Here is an 18,129-nt window from a genome sequence, read left to right as displayed (position 1 = left end):
TTCATGTATGAAATGTCAAGAATTTTAAAATACAAAGAGAAATATGATTGAAATAGTTGAAATAATATATAAGATATAAAAAGGAGTTTAATATATGAAAATGAAGTTATTTCCATTTAATAAAATACCGAAGAATAGTAATATTGTAATATATGGAATGGGTCAAATTGGAGAAAGATTTGTTATGCAAATTAATTGCCTTTCTTATTGTAATATAGTAGGCTGTATCGATAAAATGCATGAGAATATGATTTCAGTGGCTGGGTGGGAGATATTGCCACCAAAAGCAATTGGAGATATGAATTATGATTATGTAGTGGTTGCTTCTGAAAAGTATAAGTTTGATATAGAATCGATTTTATTGAGTGAATTATTCGTTCCGAGTGAAAAGATTGTTCTTTTAGATGATGAATATTATACAGAGGAATATATTACACCAGAACGGAATTGGACAAATTATTACATATATTCAGAAAAAAGTGCGTTAAGCGAGTTTGAAAAAATAATAGAACCGGTTTTAGAAAAATATTCATTGATTAATAAAGAAATGAAGGTAATGGATTTTGCATGTGGAAGAGGAAGGATTGCCAATTTTCTAAAAGATAATTATAAAAAATTAATATTATGCGATATTTCAAAAGATGCATTAGATTATTGCAAAATGAGATTTGATTGTAATTCCAATATTGAATATATTCAAAGTTTACCACAAGAGATATCTATTAATGATGAAAGTTTGGATTTGATATATTCTTGGGATGCTATGGTGCATTTTAATTATAAGATGCTTGATATATATATTAGTGAGTTTAGTCGAATTTTAAAAAATGGAGGATATTGTTTTATACACCATTCTAATTTAGATGGATGCATGCTTGATGGTAATAATACAAGTGAAAACTTTAATGAAAACATTGAATGGAGAGCAAAAATATGCAAGCAAGATGTTATGAGAATAGCAAAGAAAAGTAATTTTGAGATTTTAGAGCAAATAGACGTTGATCTTGGATTTAAAGTGAAAAATATAGATTGTATTACAGTATTAAAAAAATGTAAAACTAATGTTTTATGAATAGATATGGAATAATTAATATGGAAAAGTGTGGTGAAATAATATGTCACGAATAAAAGTTTGGGGACATAGAGGGGCATCAGGATACGCTCCTGAAAATACATTAGAGGCTTTTCAAATGGCGGTGGAAATGAAAGCAGATGGGATTGAGCTTGATGTCCAGTTAACTAAAGATGGAGAACTTGTTGTAATTCATGATGAAACTATTGAACGTGTTAGCAATGGTACTGGTTGGGTGAAGGATTATACTCTTAAGGAATTAAAAGGTTTTAATTATAATAAGATGCATCCAGAATATAAGTTTTCTGAAATTCCAACATTAAATGAAGTATATGCACTTTTAAAGAATACAAATTTATATATTAATGTTGAACTTAAAACGGGAATAATTTTTTATGATAGCATAGAAGAAAAAGTTCTTGAATTGGCAAATATGATGAATATACAGGATAGAATTATATATTCCTCATTTAATCACTATTCGGTTATGAAGATTAAGGAACTAAGTCCAGAAGCAAAGCTTGGATTTCTGTATACAGATGGATTTATTGATATGCCAAGATATTGTAAAAAAATGAGAGTCAATTCAATTCATCCATCCTTTAATAATCTTAAATATCATAATTTTATAGAATCATGTAAAAAAAATAGACTGCAAATTAATGTATGGAATGTTAGAGATAGTGATATAAAATATTGTTGTGAAAATAATATTAATACCATTATCACTAATTATCCGGATAGGACGAAAAATATTATATATGAATATAATAAAGGAGAATGACATGGAGAAGATATCAATCATTATACCTGTATATAATGTTGAAGCGTATATAAGGAAATGTTTGAATAGTGTTAAAAATCAAACATATAAGAATCTTGAAATAATTTGTATAGACGATGGTTCAACTGACAAATCAGGAGAGATATGTGATGAATATGCTAAAAAAGATTCGCGATTTAAGATTGTTCATAAAGTTAATGGTGGTTATCAGTCTGCAGTGAATTATGGTCTAAGTATTTTTACGGGTGAGTATGTTGGATTTGTAGATTCTGACGATTGGATTGAACAAGATTACTATAAAACAGCTTGCAATATAATTAAAAGCAATGAAGTAGAAATTGCATGTTTTGGTTTTTATAAAGATACAGATGGAAATTGCATCAGAATGAAAAATAAATTGAAGATAGATAGTGGTAAGCTTAATTCGAAACAAGTATTGCAATATACATTTCAAAGAGATGTATATCCAGCTTTTAGTGCATATCTCTGGAATAAGTTGTATAGAAGTATATTTTTTAAATCTATTAAAGATGGTGGTTATCAGTTTCGCTTAAGTGAAGATATAGAATTGGCAAGTGATATTATATTAACTACAAATTGCGCTTTAATGGCTAATGGAGTTGTATATTGTGAATCGGCATATTATCACTATTTTCAAAGAGAAACGTCTCTTGTTCATTCTAAAGATATTGAAAAAAGAAAGGAAATTCTAATTGCCTATAGTGAAGTAATAGAGCTCATTGAAAAAAATGATAAATATAATTTGATCAATAATTTAGTAAAAAGATTCTATACTTATCATGCTAGTTTATTAACAGAAATGGCTATAAAAAATAATGATTCTGAAAACATTTCATTACTGAAAAATGAAATGAAGCGCTATTTGGTGGAGTATATTGAAACTAATAAAGAGTATCCAGAACGGATTGAAAGAATTAATTATTTGTTAGGTGGAAAGTAGTTATAAGCAAAATATGTAGCAAATTTGAGTGGAATTTGTGTTTTAAAATTAATAATTAGAAGAACTGCAAGATTTTTTTGTAGTAAATTATGAAGAGGTAATATATATGATTTGTAAAGATATAAAAAAAAATGAAATTATAAAAAAAATCAAATTTGAAAAAATACCTGTAATTATTTTTGGTGCTGGGGAAATTGGTAAAATATTATGCAAAGTGTGCTTAGATCAAGGTATTGATATAGAATGCTTCTGTGATAATAATATTATGAAAATTAAAAAAAAATGCTTGGATAAAGAAGTGATTTTAACTCCACAAATAAAAGATAGATATAAAGAGGCAATAATATTAATTAGCGCTATTAATATAAGAGATATAGTTAACCAAATGGATGATATTGGTGATTATCAATTGTATTCAGGGATAGAATTCATAAAAGATATTAATATTAATGAATATGATTTTGATGAATCAGAAGAATATATTAAATTTAGAATTGATACGTATATTAACTGTCATCAAAATTATTTGCATTCTGAAAGAATTTTTTTAAGAAGTGTAGATATTGTAATAACAGAAAGATGCTCATTAAAATGTAGGGATTGCTCTAATTTAATGCAATATTATGAAAAGCCCAAAGACTGCAATATCGACATGACTCTTGAATCAATAGATAGTTTGTGTTCTGTGGTAGATGAGGTTAATGAATTTCGAGTAATTGGTGGAGAACCTTTTATGAATAAAGAATGGCACTTAGTTGTAAAAAAACTGATAAATGAACCGAAAGTTAAAAGAATTGTAATTTATACTAATGCAACAATTCTTCCAGGAGAAAAAGATATTGAGTGTCTAAAAGATAATAAATTGGTAGTTATTATTACAGATTATGGATATTTATCGAGAAAAATAGTGGAATTTGAAAAGTTGTTAATAGAAAATAAAGTTGATTATAATATTCAAAAATCAGGCGGTTGGACTAAGTGTGGTGTGATTAGTAAACATAATAGAACGAACAAAGAAAATGAGGATGTATATAAAAAATGTTGTGTAAAAAATATATTTACATTAATTGAAGGAAAATTATTTGGATGTCCGTTTGCAGCACATGGTTCTAGATTGTTAGCAATTCCTAATGATCAAACAAATTATGTTGAATTTTCGAAAGTAGTCTATGAAGAGAGTGAAATAAACAAATTAAAAGAACTACTTAGAAATTACACAGCTAACACTAAGTATATTGCAGCCTGCGATTACTGCAATGGAAGGGCGTTATCTGATCCTAAAATAGAGCCTGCAATACAAATAGATAAACCTATTCCATATAATAAGACAAAATTATTATGAAGACATTACAATTAAACAAAGGTAATCATTAAATTATTACAATTAATATAATAATAGATAATATCTGCAATTCGTATTATCAAAGAGGAGATTTACTATGAAAAAAATATCAGTGATAGTTCCAGTTTATAATGTTGAACCATATGTACGAAAGTGCTTGGATAGCATTATTAATCAGACGTATAAAAATCTTGAAATAATTTGTATAGATGATGGTTCAACAGATGCTTCAGGGAAAATTTGTGATGAGTATGCGAAAAAGGATTTACGATTCCAAGTTATACATAAGAGTAATGAAGGAAATTCTTCAGCATTAAATTTAGGGCTAGATATTTTTACTGGGGAATATGTAGGTTTTGTGGATTCAGATGATTGGATTGAGTTAAATTATTATGAAACATTATATGATGAAATTGAAAAAAATAAAGCGGATATTGTGTGTAGTGGATATTATAAAGAAACATTTGAAAAGTCTACTGTAATTAGAAATAAATTGTCAATAGAAAATGGAAAATTTAATAGGGAAAAGATATTAAAGTATACATTTATTAGAGACAGGTATCCTGCTTTTGGAGCGTATTATTGGAATAAATTATTTAATGCTTCTTTTTTTAGGGCAAAAGGAAATAGTGGATATGAGATTCGTGCAGATGAAGAGTTGCAAGTAGGTGGTGATGTTTTGCTTTTTACAGAATGCGCATTAAAAGCAAAAAGTGCAATTTACTGTGAATTACCATGTTATCACTATTTTCAGAGAGAAGATTCTCTTTTTCATGCTAAAGATATTGAAAAAAGAAAAGGAAGTTTACAAGCATATAGGCATGTAATAGAATTACTTGAAGAAAATAAGATAAGTAATGAGATTATTATCTGGGTAAAAAGGTTTTATGCATATCATGCCAGTTTGTTAACAGAAATTGCTTTAGAAACTAACGATAATAAAAATATTTTGTTAATGAAAAATGAAATAAGGTGCTATATAACGGAGTATATTGAAACAAATAAGGAATATCCGGATAGAATTAAAAGAATTAATTATTTGCTAGAGCAGGAGATCTAATGTAATAATTCAAGGTTGGTGATAATTATGACGAAGATAAGTGTGATTATTCCTATATATAATATGGGATTATATTTGGAAGAATGTTTGAAAAGTGTCATGATGCAGACATTAAAAGATATAGAAGTAATTTGTATTAATGATGGATCAACTGATAATTCACTCGAAATTTTAGAAAGATATTCATTAGTACATAACAATATTATAATATTAAATCAAGAAAATTGTGGAGTTGCTAGAGCACGAAACAATGGAATTAATATAGCAAATGGAGAATTTGTAGTATTTATGGATCCCGATGATTATTATCCGGAAAATGATATTCTTGAATGTCTGTATAATAGTGCAAAGGAGAATAATGTATATATTTGTGGTGGTTCTTATAGTAGTTTCAGAAATGGAAAAATAATTACAAGTTATTATGGATGGCTTAAAGATTTTACATTTACTTCTTACAAGAAAGTTAATTTTAAAGAGTATCAATGTTTTTTTGGATTTCAAAGATTTATTTATAATTTAGAATTTTTGAAAAAAAATGATATATATTTCCCATTATATGTAAGATATGAAGATCCTCCTTTTTTGGTTAGGGCTATGATTTGTGCAAAGGAATTTTATTCTATAAAAAAGATAACTTATTGTTATAGAACGGGATATAAAAGAGTAATTTTAACGTTAAGAAAAACAATAGATTATGCAAAAGGCGTTTTAGATGTTCTAAATATATCAAAGGAACATGGATTAAAAAAATTACAAGCAATTGTTTTAGAAACAATGCGTGATGATCTTTCTTCTGCAATTTATAAACACATAGCAGAAGGTAATCTTGAATTAAGGGATTTATTATGTCAAATTAACAGTTTTATAGAGAATCAGTCGTCTAAGGAAATAGATAAGGCATTTTCAAAGATATATCTTTTAGAACCACAACAGATTACAGAGCATATTAAAAAGAATATGATAAAGGAAAAGGAATTCATTCATACATTGCAGGAATATAAAAAAATTATTATATATGGAGCATGTAGGGTAGCAGAAACTGTTGCTGATTATTTAAAATCTATTGATGGAATAAATATAATATGTTTTGCGGTTACAGATGCAAGTAAAAATCCTAGTAATATTTATGATATACCTGTGAGAAATATCAATGAAATAACTTCATATAATGAAAATTCTTTGGTTTTAATTGCTACATTTACTAATCATCATCAAGAAATTAGAAATAAATTAGAAGAATTACAATTTAAAAATGTTTTACCAATATACTTTGATGAATTACAGTTGTTTGGCACAAGCATAAAATAATATATAGTTATATAAATTTTATTATCATCCTACTAATTAGATTTATACTTTTAGTTATTAATTTACAATAGCAAGTTATTATTAAAATTTATGCAAAAGAAAATTTTGAATATAAGAAATTTAATATTATTTAGATTATGAAATGAAGGAAGATAAAAAGTATGGAGAATGATACAAATAAAGAAATGTTGAATAGCAAAAACGAATATTTGGATTATGTTAGACAGGTAGCAAAATTATATGATCATGTTATTATATATGGAGCAGGTAAAATTGCAAAGCCACTATATAAACTTTTAAATGAAGAGAATATTATTGTATCAGCGTTTTGTGTGACAGATAAATCAATAAATAAAACTCAGGAATTTGGAACACAAATTATTCAAATAGATGAAATGAATTTTGAAAAAAGTAAAACTTTAGTTTTGATTGGTGTTAGGAAAAAATGGAGTAAAGAAGTTATAAGTGTACTTAAAGAATATGGATATGATAATTATATTGATGTTCCAAAGTATGTAGAATATTTTGATAAGAAAATTATTGATAAACGTAGCAGACCGGTATTGGAGATTACCACAAGAATTGGATGTAGTGTTAATTGCAGATATTGTCCACAAGATATATTATGTAAAAATTATTTTGATAATAAAAAAAGTACGGTCAATATGTCGTTTGATACTTTTAAAACATGTATTGATAAAACACCAGATAACCTAATGGTAGATTTTTCTGGATTTTCAGAACCATTCTTAAATCCAGAATGTTTAAAAATGATATTATATGCGGCTGAAAAAGGACGCTATATTAGTTTATATACTACATTAGTAGGTATGACCAAGGAAATTTTTCATAAAATAAAGAAGATTCCATTTCTTGAAGTAGTATTACATACCCCAGACGAAGAGGAGTATGCCAATATTCCATTGACAGAAGAATATTTTGAAGTATTAGACTTGATAATAGATACAAAAAAAAATGATGGAAGTATGTTTATTGACAGTGCGAATTGCCAGAGTAAACCACACCAGAAGGTATTACAGCATACAAATGGAAAAATTCGTATCTTTTCAGAATTAATAGATCGTGCAGGAAATTTAGCAGATGAAAACTTAGCTAGAAAATCTAATGTTAAGGGATTAATTTATTGCAATAGAGCTCATGGCTTAAATCACAATGTTCTACTTCCAGATGGATCTGTAGTATTATGTTGTATGGATTTTGGAATGCAACATGTAATTGGAAATCTTCTAGATGAATCATACGAAAATATAATTAATGGAAAAAATATTAATTTTGTAAAGAATGAAATGCGTAAGGAACAAGGAGAAAGTATATTGTGCCGAAATTGTACTAGTGCTATTAAAGTATAAAAATTGCAATTCACAAATTAGGAACAAGATGTACTAGAATAAAGTATAATTAAAAATTGAATTGTATAATGCAACATAAAGAAAAGGGTTAATAGAAGTTCAATATATATAAGAAGAATGTACAAATATTTTAAATAAGGAAAAGAGTTGAAAATATGATAAAGGTCAGCGTTATTGTTCCGGTTTTTAATGTAGAAAAGTATTTAGCTGATTGTTTGGAGAGCATTATTGGACAAGAACTTAAAGAGATAGAGATTATATGTGTAAATGATGGTTCGACAGATAATTCTTTAAATATTTTAAATGAATATGCAAACAGAGATAATAGAATCAAAGTAATAAATAATAAAAATAATAGTGGACTATCATATGCCAGAAATCGTGGAATGGAATTGGCAAATGGAGAATATATATATTTTCTTGATTCAGATGATATGATTACAAAAGAAGCTATGGAAGAATTGTATTTTATAGCTAAAGAAAAAAAATTAGATGTTATATTTTTTGATGCTAGAATTATATTTGAAAATAAGTTGTTGATAGAAAAATGTTTTGAAATGTCAGAAAGGCAAAAGAAATATTCAGGTATATTAAAAGGTGAGCAATTATTTGCAAAGTTTATTGAAAATGAGGAATGGATGGCACAAGTTCAGCGCCAGTTTTGGAGTAGAAAGTATTTATTAGAAAATAAGCTTACATTTTATGAAGGAATTATTCATGAAGATGAAATATTTTCATTTTTAGCATTGTTAAAAGCCGAAAGAGCATTTTGTATAAATAAAAAATATTTTATTCGACGATATAGAGAAAATTCTATTATGACAAGAAACGTTTCACAAAAAAATCTTGAAGGAGTATTTATATCATATTGTGAAGTACTTGCTTTTTGGCAATCTCATAAATTTAAAGATGATGTTAACGATGCTATTGAACTTTATAGTTTAACTCTTTATAGAAGAGCAAAAAATATATATATAAAAATTTTAAATGAAAAAATAAAAATCAACTTAGAGCATAACAACGTATTTTTGAATCAACTATTCAAACTTTTTATAGCTGGAGTTGAAAAGCCAATCATTTATAATAAAATTGGTGAAGACAAATTAAAAAAAATTAAGAGTTTCCCCAATGTCATTATATATGGAGCGGGAACAATCGCTAGAGAAATACTAGAAGTTATAGATGATAATGAAATAGGTATTTTAGGATTTGCTGTTTCAGATAAGAAAAACAATCCTAAATATATAATGGGAATACCAGTTTATTCCATAGAAGAACTAGAAAAATATTGCGACAACTCAATAGTGTTGGTATCTGTAATCCCTAAATACCAAAAGGATATAATAAACAGATTGAACGAATTGAGATTTGGAAATATTTTACTGATGATTTAGAATTTTTTGTTAATGCATTTAAATAGAATAAAAGATGAGATATGTTGTAAAAGTTTTATATTTACATAAAATTGGAGCGTGGATTTCTGATGGTAAAGGAAAAAAAACTAATTAGTGTTGTAATTCCAGTATACAATGTTGAATTATATTTAGAACAATGTTTAGAATCTATACATAATCAGAGTTATGAAAATATTGAAATTATTTTAATTAATGATGGTTCCACAGATGAGTCAGAAGGAATTTGCAAGAAATGGACAAAAAAAGATCAACGTATAAGGTATTTTTTTCAAGAAAACTGTGGACTAGGCCCTACACGAAATCGTGGAATCGATTTGGCAAGAGGAGTATATATAACATTTGTTGATTCGGATGATTGGGTACATAGAGATTATATTAAAGAATTATATTATAAAATTTTAATTGAAGGTGCAGATATTTGTACTTGTAATTATCAAATGTACAATGAGCAAAATAATAACTTTCAATTGTTAGCGTCGAGTTTAGAAGAGAACGTTATTGAAAGTAATAACTTTCAAGCTCCCAATATGTGGAGGAGGCTATATAATATAAATTTATTTAAAAAATACAATATAAAAATGCCAGCAATTCCATACGAGGATTTAGCGACTTACCCAATCTTAGTTATGCTTGCTAAAAAAAGAACGTCTGTTGGTAAAGTATTATATTACTATAGAATTAATACTGGAAAAAGTATAATGGATAATTTGGATAATATAAAATATTATTCTAAAGCATTAAGTTATTTAATAGATGAATTTATAAGATTAAATTTGTTCAATGACAATGCAGAAATGTTGTTAAATACATCAGTATTTCATATGATAAGCGGATTGAGCAGAATAAAAAGGGCATGTAGTAAAGAACAATATGAAAAGGTAGGTACTTCATTTAAAAAAGTTTTAGATAAATATTTTGATAATTGGAGGAATATTTATGATAATAAATTTTGGATATGGGGAAGTTATAATTTAAGCCGTATTGCAAATTATTTGATGCTTGAATATGATATCTGTGATAAAAATACTAAATATTATGGATTCTCTAGCATTATCTCTCTTATGTCAAATAAATGTATGTTAAATAGAATTGACCACCATAATTCATTTAGATTAAACATGCTAAATAGAGATATAGATAAATCATTTAAAGAATTAGAGTTTAAAAAAGATGATTACTTGCTAATAGACTTTTTAGAAGAAAGATACGACATCATAAAGATAGATGATACATATATAACTAAAAGTGAAGTCTTAGATCAAAGTACTTTTCATAATAATAAATATGATTTAATAAAGCGAAATAGTGGAGAATGTCATAAGTTATGGAAAGATAGTTGTTTGAAATTCATAGAATTTTTAAAAAATAAATTTGAAATTGAGAAGATTATTTTGGTTGAGATGTATTTATGTGAGGCATATACAAAAGAAAAAGAAAAAGAATATTATTTAAGTAAAAAAATATTTGAGATTAATAAAATTTTGTTTCAATATTATTCATTCTTTAAAAAAAATTTCCGGGGAATAAAAGTGATTAATGTACCTGAAAAAATTAATTACACAGATGGAAATTTTAAATATGGTTGTAAGCCTTATTATCTAAATAGTACAGCAATACAGATATTAGCACAAGAAATTATAAAGAATACATAATATTGAGAAATGGAGGATATAATTAATGAACAAGCCATTAATATCTATATTAGTTCCGATATTTAATGTAGAAGAATATTTAGGACAATGTCTTGAAAGTCTTATAAGTCAAACGTTAGAAGATATAGAGATTATTTGTATAAATGATGGCTCTACTGATAAATCGTTAAATATTCTTAAAGAATATGCTTCAAAAGATAACCGAATAATTGTTATAGATAAACATAATACCGGATATGGTAATACAATGAATATTGGATTAGAAAGAGCAAAAGGTGAGTATATTGGAATTGTGGAAAGTGATGATTTTGCAGAACAGGAAATGTTTAAATCTTTATATAAAGTAGCAAATGATAATCAAGCAGAAGTGGTTAAGTCTAATTATTTTGCATATAAAAGCACTTTTGGAATAGAAAAAAAATATATAGAGATGCTAGAAGGATGCAGATATGATTGTATCTTTTCTACTATTGATGAGAAGAATATATTTTTCACAGCAGCAAATATTTGGACAGGAATTTATAAAAGAAGTTTTCTAATTGAAAATGAAATCAAATTTAATGAAACACCTGGAGCTTCGTATCAAGATATATCTTTTACGTTTAAGATATTGGCATGTGCTAAGAGGGTGTATTTAATGAAGGATGCATTTCTAAATTATAGAGTAGATAATATGAATTCTTCCGTAAACTCCCATGGAAAAATTTTTTGTGTTTGTGATGAATATCATGAAATAGAAAACTTCTTAGAACAAAATTTTGCTAAGAAAATTGAACTTAATGCTGTAAAATTTGCAATGAAGTATATAGCTTATAAGTGGAATTATAGGCGATTAGCCTCAGTATTTCAATATGCGTTCTTAATGAAAATGCATGAAGAACTAAAAAGAGAGTATGAGAATGGGCTATTTGAATCTATGTATTGGACAGACGTTGAAAGTAAGGATCTTCAGTGTGTTCTAAATGATCCTAATAAATATTTTAAAGAGACAGCAAAAGACTATAACGATGAGAGACTACAATTATTTTCAACTCTTAATGTGAAATTATATACTAAGGGAATTCTCGACAATATCAATCAATATAAGAACATTATTATATTTGGAGCTGGAATTATTGGTCAAAAAGTTGCAAAAAGTTTTATGAATAATGAAAAAGATATTTATTGTTTTGCGGTATCAGATATTAACAAAAACCCAAAATCAGTATTAGGAATTAGAGTGCATTGCATTGAAGAGTTAACTAGTTATATTGATAGAAGTGTTATAGTGGTTGCTATAAAAGAAAAAGATCAATATGAGATTATTGATAAATTAAGAAAACTAGAGTTTAAGAATATTCTTTCAATCGATTCGTTTATTTTAAATGAATTAAGTAAAGAAAAAATATAATTAGAGGGTAAATAGATGGCTTTATTACATACACAATATTATAAATTTGTAGATAATATAGAAATGCTACTTGATACTGATAAAAATATTAGAAAATATATCGAAGAAAACAATACAGGACAGTATAATGAAATTATAAAAGAAGACGATAGATGGGAAGTCTTTTATCACTTAAGCGAAATGCGTTCTGCATTATTAAATTGGTATGAATTTAAGGAAGGTGCAGAGATTTTGGAAATTGGAGGAGAATTTGGTGCAATCACAGGAACATTATGTGAAAGAAATTCTCATGTTACAACCGTAGAATCTTCTCTATTTCGTGCAGAAACTATTTCCAAAAGATATTCAAATAGAAAAAATCTAGATGTTTATGCAGGAGAATTAGAAGATATTTCTTTTGAGAAAAAATTTGATTATATTGTTTTAGTAGGTTTATTGGAACGGCAATGGGCAGGCTCTTTTCAAAAAGATACTTATGCAGATTACCTACATAAAATTTTGGGGCTTCTAAAGCCTGATGGCAAATTGTTATTGGCTGTTGAAAATCGATATGGTATTAAGTACTTTTGCGGTGCTGAAGATCTACATACAGGCAGGGCTTTTGCTGGTATTAATAATTATCCTAATAAAACAAAAGGATATTCTTTTAGTAAGCAGGAACTCACGGATATAATTAATATGGCGGGATTTCCTTTTCACAAATTTTATTATCCACTGCCAGATTATAAATTGCCTCAATTGATTTATTCGGAAAATTATTTGCCAGAAAAGAATATTGGTGAAAGATTAATTCCGTATTATATAAATAAGAATACTTTGATTGCATATGAGAATGATTTATATAATGATTTAGTAGATAATCATGTTTTTGAGTTTTTCTCTAATTCATTTCTGGTTGAATGTTCACTTGATGAAGAATTTTGTTCAACTATTTATGCGGCAATTTCAATAGATCGCGGCAAGGAAAATGGATTTTTAACAACAATACATAAGGATGATATTGTAAGAAAAAGAGCTATTTATAATGAAGGTGTAAAAAGTACATTAAAGCTTTATGAGAATATGATGGATATAAAGTCCCATGGATTAAAAATTGTACCTCATAAATTAGAAAAGAATTCTGTTGTAATGCCTTATATGAAGAATATAACTTTATCGAATTATTTAAAAGAAATAATTAAAATAGATAAGGACAAGTTTGTGAATATATTTGACAGATTGTATGAGTATATTTTGTCATCCTCAGAACATGTTTCGTCAGAGTTTAATGCATTGTGTAATGATCAAACTCGAGAGTTAAATTGGGGAATAATTTTAAAGAAGGCATATATTGAGCTTATTCCTTTAAATAGTTTTTATGTAGATGATGAAATACTATTTTTTGACCAAGAATTTGTAAGGAATAACTATCCAGCTAAATATATTCTCTTTAGAGCATTAAATTATATGTATTATTTTGCACCTCATGTAAATGATATTATTTCATTAGATATACTTAAGGAAAAATATGAACTCACTGAACTTTGGAATATTTTTGTGGCGGAAGAAAATAAATTTCTTGCGAGTGTTAGAAATCATGAATTGTATAAACAGTTCTATAAATGGGCAGCAATAGATAAAAATAGAATGTATAATAATGCAAAAGTACTAGCAGGAAACATAGAAAGTATTTCAGAATACCAAGTAACACCAAAAATGAAAAATATATGGGCAGTGCAATTGGATTTGCTTAAAGCTTTTATAGAAGTATGTGAAAAAAATAAATTAAAATATTATATAATTTATGGAACTCTTCTTGGTGCTGTTAGACATAAAGGATTTATACCGTGGGATGATGATATTGATGTTACTATGCCAAGGGAAGACTATGAGAAATTAAAAAAAATTTCTGCTAATGAATTTAAAGAACCTTATTTTTTTCAAATGCCAGAAAATGATGCAGATTGTTTTTATAATGGATATTCAAGGCTTAGAAATAGTGATACAACAGGAATTAGTGTCATGGATATTGGTCATGACTGTAATAATGGAATATGGATAGATATACTGCCGTTAGATACTTGTGTAAGTGATCAGAAGAAATTAAAAAGGAAAGTTAAATATATAAATATATTTCAAAAATTAATTTATGCAAAAGTATATGGTAAGGATTATGAAAAATTTTTGAATATGAGCAAGTTTCAGTGGAAGCTATGCTGTTTTGTAGCACGCTTAGTTAAGCATAACTGGCTATGTAGACTTCTAAATACTGCTATTACAGCTTATAGTAAAACAGATACAGAATATGTAGGGATTTTTACTCATTATGCTAGATACCAAGTATTTGATAAAAGTAATTTCGAATCATCAGTAGAATTAGAGTTTGAAGATTTAGAGTTAAAAGCTCCAATAGGATATAAGCGCTGCTTAGAAATGTCTTTGGGAAGAGATTATATGAAATATCCTTCTTTAGAAGAACGAAAACCACATCATAAAGGAATTTTTAATACAGAATATTCTTATAAAAAATATAGAGATTTATTTTTTGATATATTTAGAGATTGCGAAAATAAGATAATCATATTATTTGGTGCAGGATTAATGTTTGAAGATTATATGAGAAAAAATAGTAAAAAGCACACACCAGCTTTTCTTGTAGATAATGATAAGGGCAAATGGGGAACTAAAAGGCATGAAATTGAAATAAGAAATCCAAAGGAAATTCTTAAGATACAAAAAGAAAAACGTAAAGTTATTATTTGCAGCGTTCATTATCGTGAGATTGAAAAACAGCTTAATAACATGGGGGTAGAGGACTATTACATATATATACAGGAAAAAGAATGGATGATTGAAGAAGAATAAAACTAAGCTTTAAATATTATCATTGAAGATAATATAACCACATAATTAAGCATTGCAACTAAACTAATATATAAAGTAGGGGATGAAACATGAAAAAGTATAAAATAGGATATGTGCCTGGAGTGTTTGATTTATTTCATATTGGGCATTTAAATTTGCTTAGAAATTCTAAAGAAAGATGCGAGTATTTGATAGTGGGAGTTTTAACTGATGAGCTTGTTGCTCATTTTAAGGGGAGAAAACCATACATTCCTTTTGAAGAACGGATTGCTATAGTAGAATCTATAAAATATGTTGATAAAGTTGTACCAGTATCATTTGATAATACAGTAAAAATAGATGCGTGGAAGTTGTATCATTATGACTGTCATTTCTCGGGAAATGATCATGGATCTGATTGGGATTACGATTTAAAGCAATTGCGTGATGTTGGATCTAATATGGAATTTTTTCAGTATACCGAAGGAACTAGTTCTACAAAAATTAAACAATTAATTGAAAAATCATTAATTTAGAGGTGAACTTCAATGTATACTTTTGATGTTTTTGATACGCTTATTACTCGGAAAACTGCAACGCCTGAAGGTATCTTTGCATTGATACAAAAAAAAATACAGAGAAATAAAGAGTATTTAGGATTTTCAGAGTACATAAAAAATAATTTTTATCATCTACGTATAAATGCAGAGGTATTAGCTAGATATACCTACTGTGCGGTTGGTGGAGCAGAGGACATAACATTAGAACAAATATATGAAGCGATGAGCATGACAGGAAGCGTTGCAGGGGAAGAAGTTCAAAAACTCATATCTTTGGAGAAAGAGACAGAACTTGAGAATGTTGTAGGTATAAATATTAATATTAATAAAATAAAGCAGCTTATTGCAAGTGGAGAACATGTTGTGCTTATATCTGATATGTATTTAGATAAACAAACAATTCAAGAAATGCTTATAAAAACTGATTCAGTTTTTAAGTATATAAATTTATATGTATCATCAGAATATAAAAAGTCTAAGTGGAGTGGGAATTTATATAAGATTGTTAAAACTAATGAAAAAGCTGAATATAAAAATTGGATACACTGTGGGGATAACAAAATTTCAGATATCAAATCAGCAGAAAAGTTTGGCATAAAAACGCAATTATTTGACTTTGAAGCATTTATAGAATGCGAAAAAGAGATTATAAAAAATAATAAGGAAAATCTTTTTGTGCAATTAACAATAGGTTCTACAAGAAATGTAAGGCTTAATGAGAATCTTGCAGGACCGGCTGCCATAGGTGCTTCTGTTGGAGCAGTTATACTTTTTCCATATGTGTGGTGGATACTTCAGGAAAGTCTTAGAAAAGGAATTAAAAGATTATATTTCATTGCAAGAGACGGTTTTGTATTAAAAGAAATTGCAGATATTATTATTGAAAAGCACAAGTATAATATTTCAACCTATTATATATATGGGTCCAGACTTGCATGGAGAATTCCTTCGTTCAGTAAGAAAAATAATGATTTATTTAAACTTATGAGATGGTCTTATGCAAGTAAAATTAAAGATGTTAAGGCTTTAGCAGAGTTTCTTGAAATTCCAGTTGAGGATTTAAAAAGTTTTTTACCAGAAAGTTTAAAGAACAAAGATATTAAGTTAACTGAACCTTTTATTGCATTATTGATGAAGAAATTAAATGATAATAATGAGTTTAAAAAGTATTTTAAGGAAGCACATAAAGAAAAAAGAGAACTGGTTGTTGAATATTTAAAACAAGAGATAGATATAACTGATGATAATTTTGCATTTGTTGATCTTGCAGGAGGAGGACTTACCCAAGGCTGTATGGCAGATCTTATGAGCGACTTTTATGATAAAAAAATAAGAAATTTCTTTTTTAAGCTAGATCAAATGAATGTTATGAACAATTGTATCTACTATGATTTTATTCCAAGTTTTTTGCATTTAAGCTTGATTATAGAAATGCTATGTAGAGCACCTCATGGACAAACTATGCGTTATTGTAGAGAAAATGATAAAATTGTTCCGGTGCTTAAGCAAGATGAAGGTGAGGCGCTAGTAAAGCATGGGTTCAATGAGTATCTAAATGGAATAAAAAAAATTACTGAGTATTACGCTTTAATTCTAAGAAATAATTATATTCAAGGAGATAATCTAGAACTTCTTCTTAAATACATGGAATATATAACTAAGACTCCAGATAAAGAAATTCTTGATTTTTTTGGAGGAATGCCTAATAGTGTATCTGGTCGTGAAAAAGAGATTATAGAATTTGCTCCAAGATTATCTAAAAAAGAAATTTGTTCTATTTTTTTATTTAGAACAAATGAGCCGTTAGAAAATTATTATAAAGGATCAAGTTTAGAATATTCTGTTTTAAGGGCTACAGAAGAAGAGAAGAGAAAAATTGAATATTATAAAAAGCACAATAATTTATTTTTAGGCAACTTAGTGCGAATGTTTCAGAAAATAATTAGTAAAAAAGAGCTTTATGGGTTAGCAGCTAATTTTCCATGTGAAATGCTTGGTGAGCAAGTTGTTTTATATGGAGCTGGCAAATTAGGTAAAGATTTATATAGAAAAATAAATCATTCCTCAAATAGTCATATAGTTATGTGGGTAGATAAGAATTATAAAGAGTATAGAAAAAAGGTATACAAAGTTGTTGACCCGGATGAAATATGTAATGTAGAGTATGATAATATTATAATAGGTGTTTTAAATAAAGAGTTATCAGAAAGCATACGTGAAGAATTAATTGGTAGAGGAATACCTAATGAAAAAATATTATGGATAAATTTAAATAAAATATGGTTATAGTATATTGTTTCGGTATGTAGGAAATGATTACCTATAGCTAAGTGGTTTCTATCCTAGAAAAGCTGAAGAGAAATTAGGATGGTGGGCGAAAAGAGACATAACA

General features: G+C 27.2%; 13 protein-coding genes. All 13 read left to right on the top strand.

Annotation, left to right across the window (positions count from 1 at the left end):
* Window positions 1-94 precede the first annotated feature (94 nt).
* The 13 genes from CLOBL_RS06595 to CLOBL_RS06535 all read left to right on the top strand — a co-directional run bounded on the left by CLOBL_RS06595 (window position 95) and on the right by CLOBL_RS06535 (window position 18,026).
* Entirely contained in the window at window positions 95-1,072 is a 978-nt protein-coding gene (locus tag CLOBL_RS06595) for a class I SAM-dependent methyltransferase (RefSeq protein ID WP_077858295.1), read from the top strand.
* A 43-nt stretch (window positions 1,073-1,115) separates the two neighbouring features.
* Complete coding sequence (locus tag CLOBL_RS06590; protein WP_077858294.1) at window positions 1,116-1,856, top strand: glycerophosphodiester phosphodiesterase; 741 nt, start codon at window positions 1,116-1,118, stop codon at window positions 1,854-1,856.
* A 1-nt stretch (window position 1,857) separates the two neighbouring features.
* Window positions 1,858-2,817 carry a glycosyltransferase gene (locus tag CLOBL_RS06585; protein ID WP_143323841.1) on the top strand — a complete coding sequence of 320 codons (960 nt, stop codon included), beginning with the start codon at window positions 1,858-1,860 and terminating at the stop codon, window positions 2,815-2,817.
* Window positions 2,818-2,923: 106 nt separating this feature from the next.
* Window positions 2,924-4,159, top strand: a complete 1,236-nt coding sequence (locus CLOBL_RS06580; protein ID WP_077858292.1) for a radical SAM protein — start codon at window positions 2,924-2,926, stop codon at window positions 4,157-4,159.
* 97 nt (window positions 4,160-4,256) lie between these two features.
* Window positions 4,257-5,219 (top strand): glycosyltransferase family 2 protein, encoded by a 963-nt coding sequence (locus tag CLOBL_RS06575; RefSeq protein ID WP_077858291.1) that lies wholly within the window; start codon window positions 4,257-4,259, stop codon window positions 5,217-5,219.
* A gap of 27 nt (window positions 5,220-5,246) precedes the next feature.
* Complete coding sequence (locus CLOBL_RS06570; protein ID WP_077858290.1) at window positions 5,247-6,527, top strand: glycosyltransferase family A protein; 1,281 nt, start codon at window positions 5,247-5,249, stop codon at window positions 6,525-6,527.
* 161 nt (window positions 6,528-6,688) lie between these two features.
* A complete protein-coding gene (locus CLOBL_RS06565; RefSeq protein ID WP_077858289.1) occupies window positions 6,689-7,897 on the top strand; it encodes a radical SAM/SPASM domain-containing protein in 1,209 nt (402 codons plus the stop codon).
* Between the two features lie 155 nt (window positions 7,898-8,052).
* Window positions 8,053-9,291, top strand: a complete 1,239-nt coding sequence (locus CLOBL_RS06560; protein ID WP_077858288.1) for a glycosyltransferase — start codon at window positions 8,053-8,055, stop codon at window positions 9,289-9,291.
* 89 nt (window positions 9,292-9,380) lie between these two features.
* Window positions 9,381-10,964, top strand: a complete 1,584-nt coding sequence (locus CLOBL_RS06555) for a glycosyltransferase (RefSeq protein WP_077858287.1) — start codon at window positions 9,381-9,383, stop codon at window positions 10,962-10,964.
* A gap of 25 nt (window positions 10,965-10,989) precedes the next feature.
* Complete coding sequence (locus CLOBL_RS06550) at window positions 10,990-12,354, top strand: glycosyltransferase (protein WP_077858286.1); 1,365 nt, start codon at window positions 10,990-10,992, stop codon at window positions 12,352-12,354.
* A 15-nt stretch (window positions 12,355-12,369) separates the two neighbouring features.
* On the top strand, window positions 12,370-15,198 hold the full coding sequence (locus CLOBL_RS06545) for a LicD family protein (RefSeq protein ID WP_077858285.1): 2,829 nt from the start codon (window positions 12,370-12,372) through the stop codon (window positions 15,196-15,198).
* Window positions 15,199-15,287: 89 nt separating this feature from the next.
* Complete coding sequence (locus CLOBL_RS06540; protein ID WP_077858284.1) at window positions 15,288-15,713, top strand: adenylyltransferase/cytidyltransferase family protein; 426 nt, start codon at window positions 15,288-15,290, stop codon at window positions 15,711-15,713.
* A 12-nt stretch (window positions 15,714-15,725) separates the two neighbouring features.
* Window positions 15,726-18,026: a hypothetical protein gene (locus CLOBL_RS06535; protein ID WP_077858283.1), complete on the top strand. Its 2,301-nt coding sequence runs from the start codon at window positions 15,726-15,728 to the stop codon at window positions 18,024-18,026.
* The last annotated feature ends 103 nt before the right edge of the window (window positions 18,027-18,129 follow it).

Source organism: Clostridium sp. BL-8 (assembly GCF_002006495.1).
GTDB lineage: Bacteria > Bacillota > Clostridia > Clostridiales > Clostridiaceae > Clostridium.
This window is presented reverse-complemented; position numbering and strand designations above follow the sequence as displayed.